At 43.1% G+C, this 19,331-nt stretch carries 18 protein-coding genes, 1 tRNA gene and 1 riboswitch; of the genes, 12 read left to right on the top strand and 7 right to left on the bottom strand.

Annotated elements, in window-relative coordinates; all coding sequences use genetic code 11:
- Positions 1-44 precede the first annotated feature (44 nt).
- From CFR83_RS04535 to priA, 8 genes are all read left to right on the top strand, one after another.
- Positions 45-515: a F0F1 ATP synthase subunit B gene (locus tag CFR83_RS04535; RefSeq protein ID WP_088812766.1), complete on the top strand. Its 471-nt coding sequence runs from the start codon at positions 45-47 to the stop codon at positions 513-515.
- Position 516: 1 nt separating this feature from the next.
- A complete protein-coding gene (locus CFR83_RS04530; protein ID WP_088812765.1) occupies positions 517-1,053 on the top strand; it encodes a F0F1 ATP synthase subunit delta in 537 nt (178 codons plus the stop codon).
- A 26-nt stretch (positions 1,054-1,079) separates the two neighbouring features.
- The gene (gene atpA / locus CFR83_RS04525) at positions 1,080-2,621 is read left to right on the top strand and encodes a F0F1 ATP synthase subunit alpha (RefSeq protein WP_088812764.1); all 1,542 of its coding nucleotides are present in this window, start codon (positions 1,080-1,082) and stop codon (positions 2,619-2,621) included.
- An 18-nt stretch (positions 2,622-2,639) separates the two neighbouring features.
- On the top strand, positions 2,640-3,515 hold the full coding sequence (atpG, locus tag CFR83_RS04520) for a F0F1 ATP synthase subunit gamma (RefSeq protein WP_088812763.1): 876 nt from the start codon (positions 2,640-2,642) through the stop codon (positions 3,513-3,515).
- Between the two features lie 39 nt (positions 3,516-3,554).
- Positions 3,555-4,958 carry a F0F1 ATP synthase subunit beta gene (gene atpD / locus CFR83_RS04515; RefSeq protein ID WP_088812762.1) on the top strand — a complete coding sequence of 468 codons (1,404 nt, stop codon included), beginning with the start codon at positions 3,555-3,557 and terminating at the stop codon, positions 4,956-4,958.
- Between the two features lie 15 nt (positions 4,959-4,973).
- Positions 4,974-5,390, top strand: a complete 417-nt coding sequence (locus CFR83_RS04510; protein ID WP_088812761.1) for a F0F1 ATP synthase subunit epsilon — start codon at positions 4,974-4,976, stop codon at positions 5,388-5,390.
- Positions 5,391-6,503, top strand: a complete 1,113-nt coding sequence (gene hemE / locus CFR83_RS04505; RefSeq protein ID WP_088812760.1) for a uroporphyrinogen decarboxylase — start codon at positions 5,391-5,393, stop codon at positions 6,501-6,503. It abuts the gene before it with no gap.
- A gap of 282 nt (positions 6,504-6,785) precedes the next feature.
- Entirely contained in the window at positions 6,786-8,873 is a 2,088-nt protein-coding gene (gene priA / locus CFR83_RS04500) for a replication restart helicase PriA (RefSeq protein WP_088812759.1), read from the top strand.
- Positions 8,874-8,885: 12 nt separating this feature from the next.
- On the opposite strand, the gene gcvP is transcribed toward priA, so the two are convergent.
- From gcvP to gcvT, 3 genes are read right to left on the bottom strand one after another with little or no spacing between them, the layout of a single operon-like run.
- On the bottom strand, positions 8,886-11,774 hold the full coding sequence (gcvP, locus tag CFR83_RS04495) for an aminomethyl-transferring glycine dehydrogenase (protein WP_207758549.1): 2,889 nt from the start codon (positions 11,772-11,774) through the stop codon (positions 8,886-8,888).
- Between the two features lie 3 nt (positions 11,775-11,777).
- Entirely contained in the window at positions 11,778-12,158 is a 381-nt protein-coding gene (gcvH, locus tag CFR83_RS04490; RefSeq protein WP_088812757.1) for a glycine cleavage system protein GcvH, read from the bottom strand.
- A gap of 15 nt (positions 12,159-12,173) precedes the next feature.
- Positions 12,174-13,301, bottom strand: a complete 1,128-nt coding sequence (gene gcvT / locus CFR83_RS04485; RefSeq protein ID WP_088812756.1) for a glycine cleavage system aminomethyltransferase GcvT — start codon at positions 13,299-13,301, stop codon at positions 12,174-12,176.
- Positions 13,302-13,420: 119 nt separating this feature from the next.
- Positions 13,421-13,505: riboswitch (glycine riboswitch) on the bottom strand.
- A gap of 130 nt (positions 13,506-13,635) precedes the next feature.
- Between gcvT and CFR83_RS04480 the strand changes: the two genes are divergently transcribed.
- On the top strand, positions 13,636-14,838 hold the full coding sequence (locus CFR83_RS04480; protein ID WP_088812755.1) for an ammonium transporter: 1,203 nt from the start codon (positions 13,636-13,638) through the stop codon (positions 14,836-14,838).
- A gap of 29 nt (positions 14,839-14,867) precedes the next feature.
- Positions 14,868-15,515: an MBL fold metallo-hydrolase gene (locus tag CFR83_RS04475; RefSeq protein WP_088812754.1), complete on the top strand. Its 648-nt coding sequence runs from the start codon at positions 14,868-14,870 to the stop codon at positions 15,513-15,515.
- On the opposite strand, the gene CFR83_RS04470 is transcribed toward CFR83_RS04475, so the two are convergent.
- From CFR83_RS04470 to CFR83_RS04460, 3 genes are all read right to left on the bottom strand, one after another.
- Positions 15,512-15,721 (bottom strand): hypothetical protein, encoded by a 210-nt coding sequence (locus CFR83_RS04470; RefSeq protein ID WP_133062458.1) that lies wholly within the window; start codon positions 15,719-15,721, stop codon positions 15,512-15,514. The genes CFR83_RS04475 and CFR83_RS04470 overlap by 4 nt on opposite strands.
- 53 nt (positions 15,722-15,774) lie before the next feature.
- Complete coding sequence (locus CFR83_RS04465) at positions 15,775-16,881, bottom strand: fatty acid desaturase (protein ID WP_088812752.1); 1,107 nt, start codon at positions 16,879-16,881, stop codon at positions 15,775-15,777.
- Positions 16,882-16,976: 95 nt separating this feature from the next.
- A tRNA-Arg gene (locus tag CFR83_RS04460) sits at positions 16,977-17,051 on the bottom strand.
- A 76-nt stretch (positions 17,052-17,127) separates the two neighbouring features.
- Here CFR83_RS04460 and CFR83_RS04455 point away from each other — a divergent pair.
- Complete coding sequence (locus CFR83_RS04455) at positions 17,128-17,655, top strand: c-type cytochrome (protein WP_088812751.1); 528 nt, start codon at positions 17,128-17,130, stop codon at positions 17,653-17,655.
- A gap of 41 nt (positions 17,656-17,696) precedes the next feature.
- Here CFR83_RS04455 and rsmI read toward each other — a convergent pair whose 3' ends face one another.
- Positions 17,697-18,584, bottom strand: a complete 888-nt coding sequence (gene rsmI / locus CFR83_RS04450) for a 16S rRNA (cytidine(1402)-2'-O)-methyltransferase (RefSeq protein WP_088812750.1) — start codon at positions 18,582-18,584, stop codon at positions 17,697-17,699.
- 134 nt (positions 18,585-18,718) lie between these two features.
- Between rsmI and CFR83_RS04445 the strand changes: the two genes are divergently transcribed.
- The gene (locus CFR83_RS04445) at positions 18,719-19,321 is read left to right on the top strand and encodes a phosphoheptose isomerase (protein ID WP_088812749.1); all 603 of its coding nucleotides are present in this window, start codon (positions 18,719-18,721) and stop codon (positions 19,319-19,321) included.
- Positions 19,322-19,331: the final 10 nt, after the last annotated feature.

Genomic DNA, 19,331 nt, shown 5'->3' with positions numbered 1-19,331 from the left:
GAGCGCCCGTGGATATTTGTCATCGTGACCGAAAGGAACTAAACGTGAACCTAAACGCGACGCTATTCGCGCAGATGGTCGTCTTTTTCATTTTATGGTGGGTAGTGGCTAAATTTGTTTGGCCTCCACTAGTAAAAGCATTAGACGAGCGAGCCACAAAAGTGGCAGATGGTTTAGCAGCCGCAGAGCGCGGCAAGGCTGATCTCGAGTCTGCAAAAAAACGCGCTGAGCAAGCATTATCAGAAGCACGTAACGAAGGTACTCAGCGTATTGCTGATGCAGAAAAACGCGCTCAACAATCAGCGGAAGAAATTAAAGCTAACGCACAAGCAGAAGCAGCTCGCATCATTGCCCAAGCTAAAGCAGAAGCAGAGCAACAAGTGTCTCGTGCAAGAGATGCGCTTAGAACTGAAGTGGCTACTTTAGCTGTTAAGGGTGCTGAGCAAATTTTGCGTCGTGAAGTAGATGCTAAAGTGCACGCTAGCTTGTTAGATCAGTTAAAGGCAGAGCTCTAATATGGCAGATTTAGCCACCATAGCCCGCCCTTATGCTGAGGCACTTTTCCGTAGTGCAAAGCCTGCAGATTTATCTGCATGGGCTGAGCAGTTAGAGGAGTTGGCTCAGGTTGCTGGTAATGCAGATTTGTTAGCCGTAGCTAATAATCCAAAGTTGTCTTCAGCAGATTTGCTACAAATTTTATTGAGTAGCATCAAAGCTAAGCCGTCAGACGTGGTCAAAAATTTTGTTGAAGTGTTGACGCAAAATCACCGTCTATTAGCTTTGCCAGAAATCTCTGCTCAATTCACAGCTTTGAAGAATGCTCAAGAAGGTGCTGCAGAAGTTCTGATTACAAGTGCATTCCCGCTTAATGGCGAAGAATTGAATGCTTTGTTATCAACATTGAAGAAGCGCTTTGGTGGAAAAGAGCTACGTCCTACAGTTACTGTAGATCCAGAATTGATTGGCGGTGTTTGTGTACAGGTGGGTGATGAAGTTTTAGATACTTCAGTTAAAGCCCGCTTAGTTTCAATGCAAGCCGCTCTTAGCGCATAACCGAATAAGATCCCAGGAGTAAGCAAATGCAACTCAACCCATCAGAGATCAGTGAACTGATCAAGAGCCGAATTAGCGGTGTAGGCGTAGGCGCCGAAGTCCGTAATCAAGGCACAGTAATTTCCGTAACAGACGGTATTTGCCGCGTACATGGCCTTTCAGGCGTTATGCAAGGTGAAATGCTTGAGTTCCCAAATAACACATTAGGTCTTGCGCTTAACTTAGAGCGTGATTCTGTTGGTGCTGTTATTTTGGGTGAATATGAGCACATCAGTGAAGGTGACCCAGTTAAATGTACTGGCCGCATTCTTGAAGTTCCAGTTGGTCCAGAGTTGTTGGGTCGTGTTGTTAATGCATTGGGTCAGCCTATTGATGGTAAAGGTCCAATCAACGCTAAGCTAACAGACGTTATTGAAAAAGTTGCGCCAGGCGTTATTGATCGTCAATCAGTTAGCCAGCCAGTGCAAACAGGTTTGAAGTCTATTGATGCGATGGTACCTATTGGTCGCGGCCAACGTGAGTTGATCATTGGTGACCGTCAAACAGGTAAAACAGCAGTAGCCGTTGACGCGATCATTAACCAAAAAGGTAAAGGCGTATATTGCGTTTACGTAGCGATCGGTCAAAAAGCATCAACAATTGCAAACGTATTGCGCAAGTTGGAAGAGCACGGCGCGATGGAGTACACAGTGATTGTTGCTGCTTCTGCTTCTGAATCTGCAGCGATGCAATATTTGTCAGCATATGCTGGTTGCACAATGGGCGAATACTTCCGCGATCGCGGTGAAGATGCGCTAATTGTTTATGATGACTTAACAAAACAAGCTTGGGCATATCGTCAAGTTTCATTGTTGTTACGTCGCCCACCAGGACGTGAAGCTTATCCTGGCGACGTATTCTATTTGCACTCACGTTTGCTAGAGCGCGCTGCTCGTGTTAACGAAACTTATGTTGAGAAGTTCACTAATGGTGCCGTTAAAGGTAAAACAGGTTCATTGACAGCGTTGCCTGTTATTGAAACTCAAGCTGGTGACGTTTCTGCATTCGTTCCAACAAACGTGATTTCTATTACTGACGGCCAAATCTTCTTGGAAACAGACTTGTTTAACGCGGGTGTTCGCCCAGCGATTAACGCGGGTATTTCTGTTTCACGTGTGGGTGGTGCAGCTCAGACTAAAGTTATTAAGAAGTTGTCAGGCGGTATTCGTACTGACTTGGCGCAGTATCGTGAATTGGCTGCATTTGCGCAGTTTGCTTCTGATTTGGATGAGGCAACACGTAAACAGCTAGAGCGCGGTCGTCGTGTTACTGAATTGTTGAAGCAAGCTCAATACCAGCCACAACAAGTTTGGCAATTGGCAGCTTCATTGTTCGCAGCTAATAATGGCTTCTTGGACGATTTGGATGTGAAACATGTATTGGCCTTCGAAAAAGGTTTGCATGACCATCTTAAGAGCAAGTTTGCTGCTTTAGTTGGCCGTATTGAAGATACTAAGGATCTCTCGAAAGAAGACGAAGCCGCATTGCGTGCTGCAATCGAGGACTTTAAACGTTCAGCTTCTTTCTAAGAAGCGAGGAGAGCCGAGATGGCCGGAACAAAAGAGATACGGACAAAGATCAAGAGCGTACAAAATACGCGCAAGATCACTAAGGCGATGGAAATGGTCGCCGCATCTAAGATGCGGCGTGCCCAAGAGCGCATGCGCAATGCCCGTCCTTACTCTGAAAAAGTAAGGAACATTGCTGCCAATTTGGGTAAAGCTAATCCAGAGTACCGCCCTGCTTATTTAGTAGAACGTGAAGTTAAAAAAGCGGGTGTGATTGTTGTAACAACTGACAAGGGTCTATGCGGTGGTTTAAATACCAACGTATTGAGAGCTTTGACAAACACAATGAAAGACCTTGATGGTCAAGGTGTTGAGTTGTCATGTACAGCAATCGGTATGAAGGGCTTCCAGTTCTTAAATCGAATTAAAGCGAAGCTTGTTTCTCATGTAACTCAAATGGGAGACACGCCTCACCTAGAGAAACTCATTGGTGCTATCAAAGTTCAATTGGATGCATATGAGAATGGTGAAGTGGATGCTGTTTATTTGGCATACACAAAGTTCATCAACACAATGAGACAAGAGCCAGTGGTTGAAAAACTATTGCCTTTGTCAGGTGAGCGCTTAGAACAAACAGCTGAAGAGTCTCGTGAGTATGGTTGGGATTACTTGTATGAACCAGATCCTCAGTCAGTTGTTGACGAATTGTTGAAACGTTATGTTGAAGCATTGATTTACCAAGCAGTTGCAGAAAATATGGCATCTGAGCAATCTGCTCGTATGGTTGCCATGAAGGCTGCTTCTGATAATGCGAAAAACGTGATTGGTGAGTTGCAGTTGGTTTACAACAAAACACGTCAAGCAGCCATTACCAAAGAGTTGTCCGAGATCGTCGGCGGCGCTGCGGCAGTTTGATAACGAATATTGTAAAAAATTAGTGATCGGAGAAATACGATGAGCAACGGAAATATCGTTCAGTGCATTGGTGCGGTGGTGGACATTCAGTTCCCACGTGACAACATGCCTAAAGTTTATGATGCATTGGTGTTGGAAGAAAGCACTGAAGCTTCATTTGCTGAAAAGGGTTTAACTTTTGAAGTGCAGCAGCAATTAGGTGACGGCGTTGTCCGTACGATTGCTCTAGGCTCAAGCGATGGCTTGCGTCGTGGCATGGCAGTTTCAAATACAGGTAAAGGTATTTCTGTGCCAGTAGGCCCAGCTACTTTGGGCCGTATTATGGACGTGTTAGGTCGCCCTATTGACCAAGCTGGTCCAATTGGTACAGATGAGCGTCGTGCGATTCACCAATCTGCGCCTAAGTTTGATGAGTTGTCTCCTTCAGTTGACTTGTTGGAAACAGGCATTAAGGTTATTGACTTGGTTTGCCCATTTGCTAAGGGCGGTAAAGTTGGTCTGTTCGGTGGTGCGGGTGTAGGTAAGACCGTTAACATGATGGAATTGATCAATAACATCGCTAAGCAACACTCAGGTTTGTCAGTGTTTGCTGGTGTGGGTGAGCGTACTCGTGAAGGTAACGACTTCTATCACGAGATGAAAGACTCAAACGTTTTGGATAAAGTTGCGATGGTGTTCGGTCAGATGAACGAGCCACCTGGTAACCGTTTACGTGTTGCGTTGACAGGTTTGACAATGGCTGAGCGTTTCCGTGACGAAGGCCGTGACATTTTGTTCTTCGTTGACAATATTTATCGTTACACATTGGCTGGTACTGAAGTATCTGCTTTGTTGGGTCGTATGCCATCAGCTGTGGGTTACCAACCTACATTGGCTGAAGAAATGGGCCGCCTACAAGAGCGTATTACTTCAACTAAGACTGGTTCTATTACATCTATTCAGGCCGTTTACGTTCCTGCGGATGACTTAACAGACCCATCTCCTGCTACAACATTCTTGCACTTAGACTCAACAGTTGTGTTGTCTCGTGATATTGCTGCTTTAGGTATCTATCCAGCGGTTGATCCACTTGACTCAACAAGCCGTCAGTTGGATCCACAAGTGGTTGGTGAAGAGCACTATAACGTTGCACGCGGTGTTCAAACAACATTACAACGTTACAAAGAGTTGCGCGACATTATTGCTATTTTGGGTATGGACGAATTGTCACCAGAAGACAAGCAAGCTGTTGCACGTGCTCGTAAGATTCAACGTTTCTTGTCACAACCGTTCCACGTTGCGGAAGTATTTACTGGTTCTCCAGGTAAATATGTTCCATTGAAAGAAACAATCCGCGGCTTCAAGATGATTGTTGATGGTGAACTTGACCACTTGCCAGAACAGGCATTCTATATGGTTGGTGGCATCGACGAAGCTATCGAAAAAGCTAAGAAGTTGCAGTAATACCAAGGAACGCACATGTCTAACATCCACGTTGATGTAGTGAGCGCTGAACAATCTATTTTCGGGGGCGAAGCTAAATTTGTAGCTTTGCCAGGCGAAAGTGGTGAGTTGGGTATCCTTCCAGGACACACCCCGCTGATCACAAGAATTCGTCCAGGCGCTGTACGTATTGAAAAAGCTGACGGCGAAGAAGAGTTTGTTTTCGTTGCTGGTGGCATTCTAGAGGTTCAACCAAATAAAGTAACAGTACTTGCTGATACTGCTATTCGTGGGCATGACCTTGATGAAGCTAAGGCACTAGAGGCGAAAAAAGCTGCTGAAGAAGCAATGCAAAATCGTAGTACTGATATTGATTTTGCTCATGCTCAATCAGAGTTTGCAATGGCTGCTGCTCAATTGGCTGCTATTGCTAAGTTACGTCAAAAAAGATAATTGGCTTTAATTAACGATCGATTCCTGCGCGCATGCTTAAAGCAGTCAACAGATAGAACTCCTATTTGGTTGATGCGCCAGGCAGGTCGTTATTTGCCTGAATACAACGCAACGCGTGCTGTAGCTGGAAGTTTTCTCGCGCTTGCAAAAAATCCTCAATTAGCAACAGAAGTTACATTACAGCCTTTGGATAGATATCCATTGGATGCTGCCATTCTATTCTCAGATATTTTGACAATACCCGATGCAATGGGTTTGGGTTTAACTTTTGAGGCCGGTGAAGGGCCTCGTTTTAGCAAACCCTTGCGAGATGAGCAGGCAGTCAATAACTTGAGAGTTGCTGATCTTAATGAGTTGAAATATGTTTTTGATGCTGTTTCAGAAATTAGAAAAGCATTGATACAAGATGGTCAGCAAAGAGTTCCGTTGATCGGATTCTCAGGTAGCCCATGGACTTTGGCTTGTTATATGGTTGAGGGCTCTGGCTCGGATGATTTTAAGCATACGAAGGGCATGCTTTATCAGCGTCCGGACTTGATGAAGAAAATTCTAGATGCAAATATTCAATCAGTAGCAGCGTATTTGACAGCTCAAGTCGATGCGGGCGCACAAGCGTTGATGATATTTGATACTTGGGGTGGCTTGTTACCAGATGGTTGGTATCAAAAAACCTCGTTAGCTAGCATGAAAGCTGTCATTGATTTATTGCCCCGTGAAAAAGATGGCCAAAGAATTCCTATATTAGTTTTTACTAAAGGCGGTGGAATTTGGTTAGAAGACATAGCTTCTTCAGGCGCAGATGTTATTGGCTTGGATTGGACGGCCTCTGTTGCCAAATCACGTAAGCGCTTACTAGCAGTGAATAAGCCGTTGGCGCTTCAAGGAAACTTTGATCCTTTGGCGTTGTTTTCAAGTCCTGAGCAAATCAGTCAAGAGGCAAAAAGAATTTTAGATGAGTTAGCAGAGTCCCCATCTTTGGGTTCTGGATTACATTCATTGGATGGACATGTGTTTAATTTGGGACATGGTATCTCACAATTTACCAACCCAGACCATGTTACCGCTCTAACTGAAACTGTTGTGAGCCACTCAAAAACACTTAGAAATCAATAAAATTTCAGCATGTGAGTAGTAACTTATGCACAGGTTAAGTTTTGTGCAGCGAAGCAATTAATAAATCATAAAAATGGCTTCAAACCCTTTTGTGATTTTATAAAGTATTGATTTATATGAGTAAAAATTTACTTTTTAGAAATCAATTAGCTAATAAAAAAGTTTTAGCCGATAAAAAACTGTGATAATTAACCACTTATCCACAAGGTTTTCCACAGATAAATTAAGCTTTTAAAAAAGTCATTAGCCCCAATGCTCTTCATCGTAGACTTAAAGTAAAACATGAGCTTTTTGCAAAATTCCGAAAAACAAATAATTGTTGAGGTGGCTTTAGATAACCCGATCAATAAACTATTTGATTACAGGTGGAATAACTTATGTCTAGATATAAAACCACAAAGAGGTCAAATTATTGCAGTCAACTTCGGAAGAAAAGATTGTGTTGGCGTTGTCATGAGCATTAAAGAGCGCTCTGATTATGATTTAGATAAATTAAAAGATGTTCAAGGCTTAGCCCCAATAAGTCCTTTGTCAGAAGACTTATTGGGAATGTCAGAGTTTGCGGCTAGTTATTATCAGCGCACGATTGGCGAAGTTCTATTGCCCGCCATACCAAAGTTGTGGCGTCAAAAAAATAAGTGGGATCTCCTCAGTAAAGAAAAAAGAAAAAAGAAAAAAGAATTAGATATAAAAGAAACGTCAACTAAAGAAATTGCGTTAAATACACAGCAGCAAGAAATTGTTAGTAACTTAATAGCTAAAACCGTTAGTCAAGAATATTCATGCAATTTATTGCAAGGAGTAACGGGCAGCGGTAAAACGTTAACGTATTTACGCTGGTTGGAAAAAGTATTGGAAACACCCGATTCACAGGTGTTAATCATGGTTCCGGAAATCAATTTAACTCCTCAAATGGAGTCAACCATACAAGGCGCTTTTCCGAATAAAAAGGTGGTGGTGCTGCACAGCGGATTAACTGACAGGAGTAGAGCCGATCATTGGGCCTGTGCGCACGCTGGAGATGCACAAATTATTCTCGGAACTCGCATGGCCATCATGGCATCAATGCCCAATCTGAAGGCCATTGTTGTAGATGAAGAGCACGATCTATCTTATAAGCAACAAGAGGGTGTTAGATACTCCGCTAGAGATCTTGCAATTTGGCGAGCTAAAAAATTATCGATACCAGTGCTCTTGGTATCCGCAACGCCTAGTTTAGAGACTTGGTTTCATGCAGAAGAATCAAGATACCAAAAGCTAACTTTATCGAACCGAGCCGCAAAAGATTCTGAGCCACCTATTATTGAGTTGGTCGATATAAAGCAAGATAGAAAGATTAGCCAACAAAGCGATCATGGTTTTAGCGCCTATCTATTAGAGGCATTGCAAAAAAATATTGATCTTGGTTTGCAAAGCCTTATTTATATTAACCGGCGTGGTTATTCACCGGTTATATCTTGCGAAGCATGTGGTTGGATTTCAGATTGTCAAAAATGTTCTGCACATATGGTCCTGCATAAGATTGCTGAACATAAAAAAAATCTGTGCTGCCATCACTGTGGACTAATAAAGCAAATACCAAAAGCATGCCCAGACTGCGGCAATGCTGATTTGCAACCTATTGGTAAGGGAACGCAAAAAGTTGAGGAATTTTTAGTTAAGACTTTTCCACGGGCAAAGATATTGCGTATAGATGCTGACACAACTCGCAAAAAAGGAAGCGCAGATAATCTTTTTGGTGCGATACATGATGGTGATGCTGACATCATTGTTGGAACACAAATGATTACTAAGGGGCATGACTACAAGGCAGTATCTTTGGTTGGTGTAATCGATGCTGATGCCAGTTTGTTTTCACAAGACTTTAGAGCTGGTGAGCGTTTATTTGCCCAGCTAATGCAGGTGGCAGGTCGTGCGGGACGTAGTGAAAAAACTGGTCAGTCAAAAGTGATTATTCAAACACGATATCCAAATGCTGCTCCATATACATACTTAAAGACAAATGATGTAGATGGTTTTTTAGAAGAGCTTAAAAATGAAAGAGAGTTAGTTGGGCTGCCACCATTCTCATATCAAGCCCTCGTTCATGCAGAGCATAAAACAATAATGGCAGCGATTGACATGTTAAGAGAGGCTGTTAACTTTTCAAAAGCTGATCAAAATTGGCCACAAAACGTTTCACTAAGTGATGTTATACCCAGAGCAATGGTGCGAGTTGCTGGAAAAGAACGTGCTCAGGTCTTAATTGAAAGTGGTAATCGTCAGTCTCTACAACTGGCAATTCAAGTGATGCAACATTACCTAACAGAGCAAAACACAAAAAGAAAAGGGGTCGGCTGGTATATCGAGCGCGACCCCATATTGATCTAATAAATCTTTAGATTACGCGTATTCTGCAATTGGAACGCACGTGCAGAAAAGATTTCTGTCACCGTAGACATTGTCTGCTCTACCAACTGGTGGCCAGTATTTATTTTTTCTCAAGCGACCAACCGGATAAGCGGCTTCTTCTCGGCTGTATGAATGATCCCAATTATTAGCCAAAACCACCTCAGCTGTGTGCGGAGCATTCTTCAAAGGGTTGTCATCCTTATCATAAGCACCGTTAACAACTTTTTTGATTTCTTCTGCGATAGTAGTCATTGCTTCAATAAAGCGGTCTAATTCAAATTTAGATTCACTTTCTGTTGGCTCAATCATTAATGTGCCAGGCACTGGAAAGCTCATAGTTGGCGCATGGAAACCAAAATCCATTAATCGTTTAGCAACGTCCTCATTACTGATGCCAGACTCTTTTTGTTGTGGTCGCAGATCCAGAATACATTCATGTGCAACCAAGCCAGCATTGCCTTTGTATAAAACAGGGAAGTAGCTCTCTAGTTTTTTGGCAACGTAGTTAGCAGAAAGAATCGCTGTTTCTGTAGCTTTAGCAAGGCCGGCAGAACCCATCATGGCTACGTACATCCATGAGATAGGCAAAATAGAAGCTGAACCGAATGGAGATGCACTAATACGCATCCAATCTAAATCATTCCACTTTGAGGCAGTGCCTGCTGTAAATGAGCATGGCAAAAATTTGGCTAGATGAGAGCGAACGGCAACTGGTCCAACACCTGGGCCACCACCACCATGAGGTATGCAGAAAGTTTTGTGTAGGTTGAGATGGCTAACGTCACCGCCAAAATGGCCTGGTGCTGCTGTGCCAACCAAAGCGTTCATGTTGGCGCCATCGATATAAACTTGACCGCCGTGTTGGTGAATGATGTCGCACAATTCTTGAACGCCTTCTTCAAACACGCCGTGAGTACTTGGATAAGTAATCATGATTGCTGCCAAATTATTTGAGTGCTCTTCTGCTTTTGCCTTTAGGTCAACTAAGTCAACGTTACCATTAGCATCACAGTTGACCACTACCACTTGCATACCAGCCATTTGCGCCGACGCAGGATTCGTTCCGTGCGCTGAAGATGGAATAAGACAGATATTTCTGTGACCTTCGCCACGAGACTCATGGTAGGCATGTATTACCAATAGACCTGCGTACTCACCTTGAGACCCGGCATTTGGTTGTAAAGAAACTGCATCGTAACCGGTAGCCGCACACATCATCCGCTCGGTGTCTTCAATTAGCTTTGCGTAGCCAGCCCATTGTGATTCCGGTGCTAATGGATGTATTTGAGAAAAGCTTGGCCATGTGACTGGCATCATTTCGCTAGTAGCGTTAAGTTTCATTGTGCAAGAGCCCAATGGAATCATGGTTCTGTCTAGCGCTAAATCTTTATCAGCCAAACTACGGAGGTAGCGAAGCATTTCGTGTTCTGAGTGATAACGATTAAAAGTTGGATGTGTTAAGTATTCACTGGTTCGAATTAGCGAATTTGGAACTGCATTTGTAACTGTTGCATCAAGAGCATCAATGTCTAATGCACCCTTTCCGCCAAAAATAGACCACAATAAATGAAGTTCATTGCGGCTAGTGGTCTCGTCAATAGAGATACCAACATGTTGATCATCAATGAATCTTAAATTGCACTCTGATGCTTCAGCGGCTTTATGGATTTTTGCTGCATCACTTGTCTTAATAGTGAGAGTGTCAAACCAATGTTGGTTAACAATTTCAAACCCAAGCTTTTTAAGAGCCAAGGCAATAATGCTCGTTTGACGGTGAACCTTAAGCGCAATTTTCTTTAAACCGCTAGGGCCATGGTAGACCGCATACATACTTGCCATTACTGCAAGTAAAACTTGGGCGGTACAAATATTTGAAGTGGCTTTTTCGCGGCGTATGTGTTGCTCTCGAGTTTGAAGCGCTAAACGGTAAGCGGGCTGACCTTGTGCGTCAACTGTTACACCAACCAAGCGCCCAGGCATACTTCTTTTTAGGGCATCTTTTGTTGCTAAATAGCCAGCAGATGGTCCACCAAAGCCTAATGGAACGCCAAAGCGTTGTGCGCTGCCAATTGCAACATCTGCGCCCCACTCACCCGGTGGAGTTAAAAGAGTTAGTGCTAATAAGTCAGCCGCTGCAATTAACAAACCACCTTTGGCATGAACAGCTTCAGCAATTGCTAAATAAGTATCTTTTTCTTCAATAGAGCCATCAACGCCTGGATATTGAATAAGCACGGCAAATGCATCAGCCGTTAGGGCGTCATTCAGATTGCCAACTTGAATGTTGATGTTTAAAGGTTTTGCGCGCGTTTTGATTACTGCCAAAGTTTGAGGGAGTACATCATTGGCAACAAAAAACGTTGTCGATTTTGATTTGCAGGTTCTGAGTGCTAATGTCATTGCCTCGGCTGCTGCCGTACCCTCATCAAGCATAGAGGCATTGGCAATATCCATGCCTGTTAAATCAATCAACATTTGCTGAAAGTTAACGATGGCTTCTAGACGACCTTGAGAAATTTCTGGTTGATATGGTGTGTACGCTGTGTACCAGGCAGGATTTTCAAGAATATTCCTTTGAATCACACCAGGCGTGATGTTGTTGTAATAGCCTTGACCAATAAAAGATTTAAAAACTTTATTTTGATTGGCAATACTTGCCAATAACTCTAGAGCTTCAGTCTCGCTTTTTGCATCACTGTAAGCGCCAAGGGGTAGCTTATCTTTGCTGCGAATTTTGTTTGGAATAACAGAATTGATTAAATCTTCACGCTGGGTAAATCCCAAAAAATTCAACATAGATGCTTCATCATTAGATGATGGGCCAATGTGGCGCCCTAAGAAAGCATCGTGATTTTCTAGAGTGGTCAAAGAGCTTTTCATTATTTATGCACCAATATTTTTGCCATAAGCTTCTGCGGTTAGCAAGCCATCAACTTTGCTAATGTCAGCAGGTTTGATTTTGAATAGCCAAGAATCATATGCATCAGAGTTGACTGCTTCTGGAGTTGCTGTAACGGCATCGTTAATTGCAATAACTTCGCCTGCAACCGGCGCATAGATATCACTCGCAGCTTTTACAGACTCAACAACTGCACAAGCATCGCCTGCGTTAAAACTTTTGCCCACTTCTGGCAACTCTAAGAAAACAATGTCACCTAATGCTTCTTGAGCATGATCAGTAATGCCAACAGTGATAGTGCCATCGGCTTCTTTGCGAATCCATTCATGTGATTCTGTGTAGTGTAGGTTTTGAGGGATATTCATAGGTTTCTCCAAAAATTAAACCAAGGCTTTGCCATGGCGTACGAAAGGGGCTTTTACAACAATAGCGTTAAGTTCTTTGTCGCGAATAACAACTTGGACAATATCGCCAACTTCGCTATTAATTGGCAATTTTGCTAGTGCAATAGATTTTTGTAGGGATGGGCTAAATGTACCGCTGGTAATTTCACCTTGCCCCTTAGTTGATTTAACAATTTGATGGGCACGCAAGACACCTTTGTCTTGTAGGATTAATCCCATAAACACAAATTGTTGAGGCGTTTTTTCAAGAGCTGATCTGCCAATGAAATCTCTATCTGTAGATCTATCAATGGTCCAAGATAAGCCAACGTCTAATGGGCTGGTTTGATCATTCATATCTTGACCATACAGATTCATGCCAGCTTCGAGTCTTAATGTGTCTCTTGCGCCTAGGCCCGCAGGCTGGGCGCCAGCATCGACGAGTAGATCCCATGCTTTAGCGGTGTTTGCTAGAGGTATTAACAATTCAGCGCCATCTTCACCGGTATAGCCAGTTCTGGCAATCATGATTTCGCCCAAGGAAGTTTCTACGCATGCCGCATGAAAAACTTTTAATTCGCTGGCTGAATTCGCTAGCTCTGGAATAGCTTGTTTAATTAAATTCAATGCATTGGGTCCCTGAACGGCAATCATGCCTTGGGGATTCTGACTATTATTTAAATCCGCCCGGCGAGGTATTAATTTGACGTCGCCAAAAGCACTTGCTTGCTTTGTGAGCCATTCAAGATCTGTGTGAGCAGTTGCTGCATTAATAACTAGTCTGTAATTTGGATCTAGACGATAAACAATCAAGTCATCAATGACGCCAGCGTGCTCGTTCAATAGGCATCCGTATAGAGCTTGACCATTATTTTTTAGTTTGTTGACGTTATTGGCGACTACTTTCTCTAAGAAAGACTTTGCATCTTTACCAATTACGTCTACCGCAGCCATGTGTGATACGTCGAAGATACCGCAATTTGTTCGTGTAGCAAGATGCTCTTCGATTTGCGAGCCGTAATTAACCGGCATTTCCCAGCCACCAAAGTCAACAAGCTTGGCGCCAGCATTTTTGTGAGTTTCAAAAAGAATTGTGCGTTTTAGATTTGTAGGGACAGCCGACATCCAAACTCCTTAAAGGAATTGATGCCCCCCTGTCCTGTTACCTGAGAGATTGAGGTACGCAAACCTTTTGAGTACCTTTAGCCCCTTCGGTGGGCAATTTAATGCCGCTCTCCAGAGTGTAAATATCGACGGTCCATTTGCCTGAGCGTTCATGGGCATTGCGCCTTCGGCGTTGGGTAAACCAAACTCTCCCATCGATGCAATATTGTACCTAAGGTCTCTTCATCCACCAAAAATCCTTTTTTGCACATTATTGGTGCAAAAAGTGCCAAATTGATGAACCGGGGCAATTCATAATCCATACGTTTGTTAAAGCCTTACATGGAGAAGCTTTATGGAAAATTTTAAAACTGGTGTAGATGCCCTTTTTATTATGACTGGCGCCATTATGGTGCTTGCTATGCACGCAGGATTTGCATTTTTAGAACTTGGAACAGTTCGTAAAAAAAACCAAGTAAATGCTCTCGTAAAAATATTGATCGATTTTGCAGTTTCTACGATCGCATACTTTTTTATTGGTTACAGCATTGCATACGGCGTTAATTTCTTTGCTAGCGCAGAGGTATTGGCTCAAAAAAATGGTTTTGAGTTAGTTAAATTCTTCTTTTTATTGACGTTTGCAGCAGCAATCCCAGCAATTATTTCTGGGGGTATTGCAGAGCGTGCAAAATTTAATCCTCAATTGATCGCCACATTTATTTTGGTTGGTTTTGTATACCCAATTTTTGAAGGCATGGTTTGGAATCAACAATTTGGTTACCAGGCTTGGATCAAGGCAGTAACCGGTGAGGAGTTCCATGACTTTGCTGGTTCTGTGGTGGTTCATGCTGTGGGTGGTTGGATTGCCTTGCCGGCTGTAATTTTGTTGGGTGCTCGCCATGGTCGCTATACAAAGGATGGCCGAATTTCAGCTCATCCGCCATCAAATATCCCATTTTTAGCCCTGGGCGCTTGGGTGTTAGCGGTGGGTTGGTTTGGATTTAATGTGATGAGTGCGCAAACAGTTGATAAGCTAAGTGGCTTAGTAGCTATGAACTCATTGATGGCGATGGTTGGCGGAACCTTGGTTGCATGGTTATTAGGTAAAAATGACCCAGGATTTAGCTATAACGGGCCTTTGGCTGGTTTGGTGGCAGTTTGTGCGGGCTCAGATTTGATGCATCCAATGGGCGCACTGATTGTTGGCGGTGCGGCAGGAGGTTTGTTCGTTGTAATGTTTACATTGGTACAAAACCGTTGGAAGATTGACGATGTGTTGGGTGTTTGGCCCCTACATGGGTTATGCGGTGCTCTAGGCGGTATAGCTGCAGGCATATTTGGACAAAAAGAATTAGGTGGTTTGGGTGGCGTTAGTTTTTCAGCCCAATTAATCGGCACACTTACCGGCGTTGCTTTTGCTGCAATAGCAGGTCTTGTTGTTTATGGTGTACTCAAGACGGTTTTGGGTTTGCGTCTGAGTCAAGAAGAAGAGTTTGATGGTGCTGACTTAGCTATTCACAGAATTACAGCCACCCCTGACCGTGAATCTAACTGGTAATTTTTTAATTTATTTGGATAATCGGAGCTATGACTTTAAAAGTACTCATAGTTCCGGTAACCCCTTTTGAGCAAAACTGCTCAATATTGATTTGTGAAGAAACCAATCGTGCTGCGATTGTTGATCCTGGTGGCGACATTCCTAAAATATTAGATGCATTAAATAAGTCAGGCGCCACACCAGAAAAAATTCTCTTAACGCATGGCCACATAGATCATTGTGCTGGAGCTGTGGCTTTAGCCAAGGAATTAAACGTTGAGATTGAAGGGCCACACAAAGACGAGGCATTTTGGCTAGATCAATTACCACTTCAAAGCCAGCGTTTTGGATTTCCTAAGGCTGATGCCTTTGCGCCCAACAAGTGGTTAGATGATGAAGATGTTGTTAGCGTGGGAAAAGTTTTGTTAACCGTTAAACATTGCCCAGGTCACACCCCGGGACATGTGGTTTTTTATAGTCCTGAAGATCATTTGGCAATTGTTGGAGATGTCTTGTTTGCAGGCTCCATCGGACGCACAGATTTTCCGCGCGGAAATCATGCAGATTTAGTGGGCGCCATTAGAGGCAAATTGTTCCCGCTGGGTGACAATATAGCCTTTGTCCCTGGACACGGGCCGATGTCTACATTTGGTGATGAAAGAAAGAACAACCCCTATGTTGGGGATGGCGCGTATTAAGCTTTTGCAGAGCCTGTGCGGTGCGTTCTGTTGTATAAACAACTAGCGCAAATCCAGCGTTGTTTACGATTGCTTGTAGGTATCCATGTACCACCTTCAAGGGGTTTTTCTCTGCTGCAAGAAGAGCAAAATTTCATGACTCTTGTATTGCTTTCCAAGGTGGTTGGTGGCGTTGACATATGAACTTCTCTATTAGTATTAGCCATCTATTTTAACGGCTTTTTAAAAAACGCCCTTTCGGGCGTCTTTTTGTCTCTATTTAACTTAAAACTACTTTTATTGAATCTGCTGTTTTGTTGCCTTCGAAATCAAGCCAGCACTTGTTTTCAGTGTCATAGAGCTTGCAAAGTTTGGCAGTTTCAAAGTACCAAGCCCATGAGAATTTTTGCACAATAATGCGGCCCGGCAACATGGTTTCAAGCTTTGATTGAGCTTGCTTCAATTGATAAAGGGGTACGCTCATATCAACGTGATGAGCAGTATGTTCCATGATGTGGTGCATCCAAGCACCCCACTTGAATGGGAACGCTAAATGAACTGTTGTTGATACAAATGGTTGCGCGCGTAGCCATTCGGATTTATCTGAATACCAAGAAACACTTGGATGAGTGTGGTGCACATAAACCACAAAGCCAATCATGGCATTCCAGAAAATGAAAGGAATGACAAAGCCCATCACAATCGTAAGTAAAACAGATTGATCTGTAGCAAGTGCCGCATAAATTAGTGCTGCGTTCCAGATCACTGCAAACACTGAAACTAAAACGTTATCCCACAAGAATGCTGGGCGAGTTGCAGGCATGTTTTTCTTATTTGGGAAAAACATTTTTTTCCACCAAATTTCTAGGAAGTAATAAAGGGCTGGGCCCCAACCGCTTCTGTAGTGGCGTTCAAGAGCCTTTTGACCATCAGTAAGGTTGTTGTATTCCTCAAGCGATAGTGGCGCCCATACAAAGTCAAAACCTTTTAAATTTGTTTGGCCATGGTGAACTACGTTATGACCAACTTCCCACAAGCTGTATGGTGTAAGAGATGGTAAAAATGCTAGGCGACCTAATAATTTGTTCAAGCCTCTGTGAGGTGTAAAGCTTTGATGACAGGCATCATGACCAAGAATGAAAATGCGGCCAATCATGAATCCTGAGAATAGAGCTAAAAAAAGCTTTACTAAAAAAGATTCGAAGTAAACGGTGCCAACGATGCCGGCTGTCAAAATAACCGTGTCGAGTAGCTGTAAAGCGATTGCTTTAACTACAACTCTTTCTGTTAGTGGTGTTAGCCAAGACCTAATTACCTTACGATGTGGAATTGGCTGGCCAACTGGTATTGGTTGATCAATATTTAATTCAGCTGTATTTGATGACATGGCGACCTTTTATAGCGCGGAATTCAAGATAGCGGTATTTTAAGGGTTTTTAGGCAAGTTTGCCTTGTTTCATGGGTATTTATTGAGCTAGGTCATGGTGCGACCGACAGGAATCGAACCTGTATCGAGAGCTTCGGAAACTCTAATTCTATCCATTGAACTACGGTCGCAATATGTAAGATTGTAAGGCTGACAATGATTATCCTCGCTATAATGTCGCGAGCTAGATAAAAAGGGAAATCCGAAATGAGTGAAGAACACGGAAATTTGATTAAATCTCCTAAACAGTTGGTTGTAATGGTTTTTGCGAGCTTTTTTGTGCCATTAATCATTATTGCCCTATTAATGGTTTATGTTGGTAGCGGTAAAAAACCAGGTGCCAATCCCGATGCAGCAGCTGAAGCAGCTAATCAATTAATCAAACCAGTAGCCTTGTTAGACTTTAAGGATGCCTCTGGCCCGAAAGTATTCAAAACAGGTGAAGAAGTTTATAAACAAGCTTGCGCCTCATGCCACGCCTCTGGCGCGGCTGGAGCCCCGAAGTTTGGTGATGCGGGTGGTTGGTCTGCTCGTTTAGGCCGTGGTTATGACGGTTTACTAAGTTCTTTGGTAAAGGGTAAGGGTGCTATGCCAGCTCGTGGGGGCACAAATCCAGATGATATTTCTGATTATGAGTTAGGTAGAGCTGTTGTTTATTTAACAGCTTCTGCTGGTGGCAAGTTCGCAGAGCCTAAGGCGCCAGAACTGCCTAAGGCTGCTGAAGAAAAGAAATAAGTTTCCTTGCATGGTTAAAACCCCCGAATTCGGGGGTTTTTTTATGACTGCTTTAACTCCAGTAGATGTTTATATGCGTCCTTTTTGGGCATTCCAGTCACTTTAGAGATTATTTCTGATAGATCTTTGTGCCCTATTTCATTATCAATCGCTTTAATCCAAGCCAAGGTTGCTTCATCAAATTCGGATTCGACTGGCTTTTTGGGGGAAGCCTCAACACCAAGAACGTACTCACCCTGCCAAGATTTAACTTGATTTAACCATTGGGTGATTTCATCAGATTTAAGAATCGTTATTTCTTCAAAAATTTTGGTGAGTTCTTTTGCAATAAATATTCGCTGAGTTGCAGCAGTTTTTTCAGCAAGAGCTTTTAAGGTGGCTTCGATTCTGTGGGGCGCCTCGTAAAAAAAGCTGGCAACATTTGAGTTAACTGCAAAGTTAATCATCGCGTCTCGTTGCGTCGCCTTGGCAGGCAAGAAGCCTAGAAATTGAAATGAACCATCGCTATTGTTTAGAAACTCACCTGACGCAGATATTGCGGTGATAACTGCGCATGGACCAGGCAATGGAATAGCCAAGAAGCCAGCTTGCCTTACCTCGTCACAAAGAGTGGCACCCGGGTCCGATATTCCGGGTGAGCCCGCATCAGAGATGTAAGCCCATCTCTCCCCTTGTGCCAACTTATTAATAATGTGTTGGCTGGCTGACTTTTCATTATGTTCATGCACGGCGTATAAAGGTTTAGAAATCCCATAGGCATTTAATAGCGCGCTGCTGTGACGCTTATCCTCACAAGCAATACCGTCGACTTGCATAAGAATATGTAAGGCTCTAATAGTGATGTCCGCAAGGTTTCCAATTGGGGTTGCAACAAGATATAAGGCGCTAGTTGGAAAGTTTTGGCCTTGTGCGTATTTAAAGAGATCCATTCTGCTACCCGTTTTATTGGGCCAAATTAATTGAGTAAAACTGATGATGCATCAAAGATCGTGCGCTTGCAATTTTCAGGGTAATTTGACGTAAGATGTCGCTAGTGTCGCTTTCTTGGGGGCATAATCTAGGCATGAATATGGATACCAAAAATAAATTAGGGCAACGCATACAAAATCACTTCGAAGATAGCATTGCTACAAAGCAAAAAGCTGCAGAGGTGTTGCCCTCAAAAATCATTGATGCAATTAACTTGATGTATTTGGCCTTAATGTCAGGTAAAAAAATCTTGGCGTGTGGTAATGGTGGTTCTGCTGCTGACGCGCAGCATTTTGCCGCAGAGTTGGTTGGTCGTTTTGAGCGTGAAAGACGAGAGCTTCCCGCTATTGCATTAACAACAGACTCGTCTATTTTGACGGCAATTGGCAATGATTACAGCTACGACGTGATCTTCAGTAAGCAAGTAAATGCCTTGGGTCAAACTGGTGATATTTTGTTGGGCATATCTACATCTGGTAACTCTAAAAATGTTATCGCTGCAATTGAAAGTGCGCATGCTAAGGGCATGAAGGTTGTTGCATTTACAGGTAAGGACGGCGGCAAAATTGGAGCCCTTTTAAAGGATGGCGATGTCCATTTGTGTGTCCCTGCAAATAGAACTGCACGTATACAAGAAACCCATTTGCTTTTGTTACATTGTTTATGTGATGGCATAGATCATTTAATGCTTGATTAAAGAAGAGGAA

It is taken from the genome of Polynucleobacter victoriensis (assembly GCF_900187875.1).
In the GTDB taxonomy this organism is placed as follows: Bacteria; Pseudomonadota; Gammaproteobacteria; order Burkholderiales; family Burkholderiaceae; genus Polynucleobacter; species Polynucleobacter victoriensis.
This window is presented reverse-complemented; position numbering and strand designations above follow the sequence as displayed.

Bases quoted from the DNA above. Each gene is read 5' to 3' on its own strand.
- atpD (WP_088812762.1), top strand. From the start codon at position 3,555: ATGAGCAACGGAAATATCGTTCAGTGCATTGGTGCGGTGGTGGACATT.
- atpA (WP_088812764.1), top strand. From the start codon at position 1,080: ATGCAACTCAACCCATCAGAGATCAGTGAACTGATCAAGAGCCGAATT.
- rsmI (WP_088812750.1), bottom strand. From the start codon at position 18,584: ATGGATCTCTTTAAATACGCACAAGGCCAAAACTTTCCAACTAGCGCC.
- CFR83_RS04465 (WP_088812752.1), bottom strand. From the start codon at position 16,881: ATGTCATCAAATACAGCTGAATTAAATATTGATCAACCAATACCAGTT.
- CFR83_RS04475 (WP_088812754.1), top strand. From the start codon at position 14,868: ATGACTTTAAAAGTACTCATAGTTCCGGTAACCCCTTTTGAGCAAAAC.
- CFR83_RS04480 (WP_088812755.1), top strand. From the start codon at position 13,636: ATGGAAAATTTTAAAACTGGTGTAGATGCCCTTTTTATTATGACTGGC.
- CFR83_RS04455 (WP_088812751.1), top strand. From the start codon at position 17,128: ATGAGTGAAGAACACGGAAATTTGATTAAATCTCCTAAACAGTTGGTT.
- gcvP (WP_207758549.1), bottom strand. From the start codon at position 11,774: ATGAAAAGCTCTTTGACCACTCTAGAAAATCACGATGCTTTCTTAGGG.
- gcvH (WP_088812757.1), bottom strand. From the start codon at position 12,158: ATGAATATCCCTCAAAACCTACACTACACAGAATCACATGAATGGATT.
- CFR83_RS04510 (WP_088812761.1), top strand. From the start codon at position 4,974: ATGTCTAACATCCACGTTGATGTAGTGAGCGCTGAACAATCTATTTTC.
- gcvT (WP_088812756.1), bottom strand. From the start codon at position 13,301: ATGTCGGCTGTCCCTACAAATCTAAAACGCACAATTCTTTTTGAAACT.
- CFR83_RS04530 (WP_088812765.1), top strand. From the start codon at position 517: ATGGCAGATTTAGCCACCATAGCCCGCCCTTATGCTGAGGCACTTTTC.
- CFR83_RS04445 (WP_088812749.1), top strand. From the start codon at position 18,719: ATGAATATGGATACCAAAAATAAATTAGGGCAACGCATACAAAATCAC.
- priA (WP_088812759.1), top strand. From the start codon at position 6,786: ATGAGCTTTTTGCAAAATTCCGAAAAACAAATAATTGTTGAGGTGGCT.
- CFR83_RS04470 (WP_133062458.1), bottom strand. From the start codon at position 15,721: ATGGCTAATACTAATAGAGAAGTTCATATGTCAACGCCACCAACCACC.
- atpG (WP_088812763.1), top strand. From the start codon at position 2,640: ATGGCCGGAACAAAAGAGATACGGACAAAGATCAAGAGCGTACAAAAT.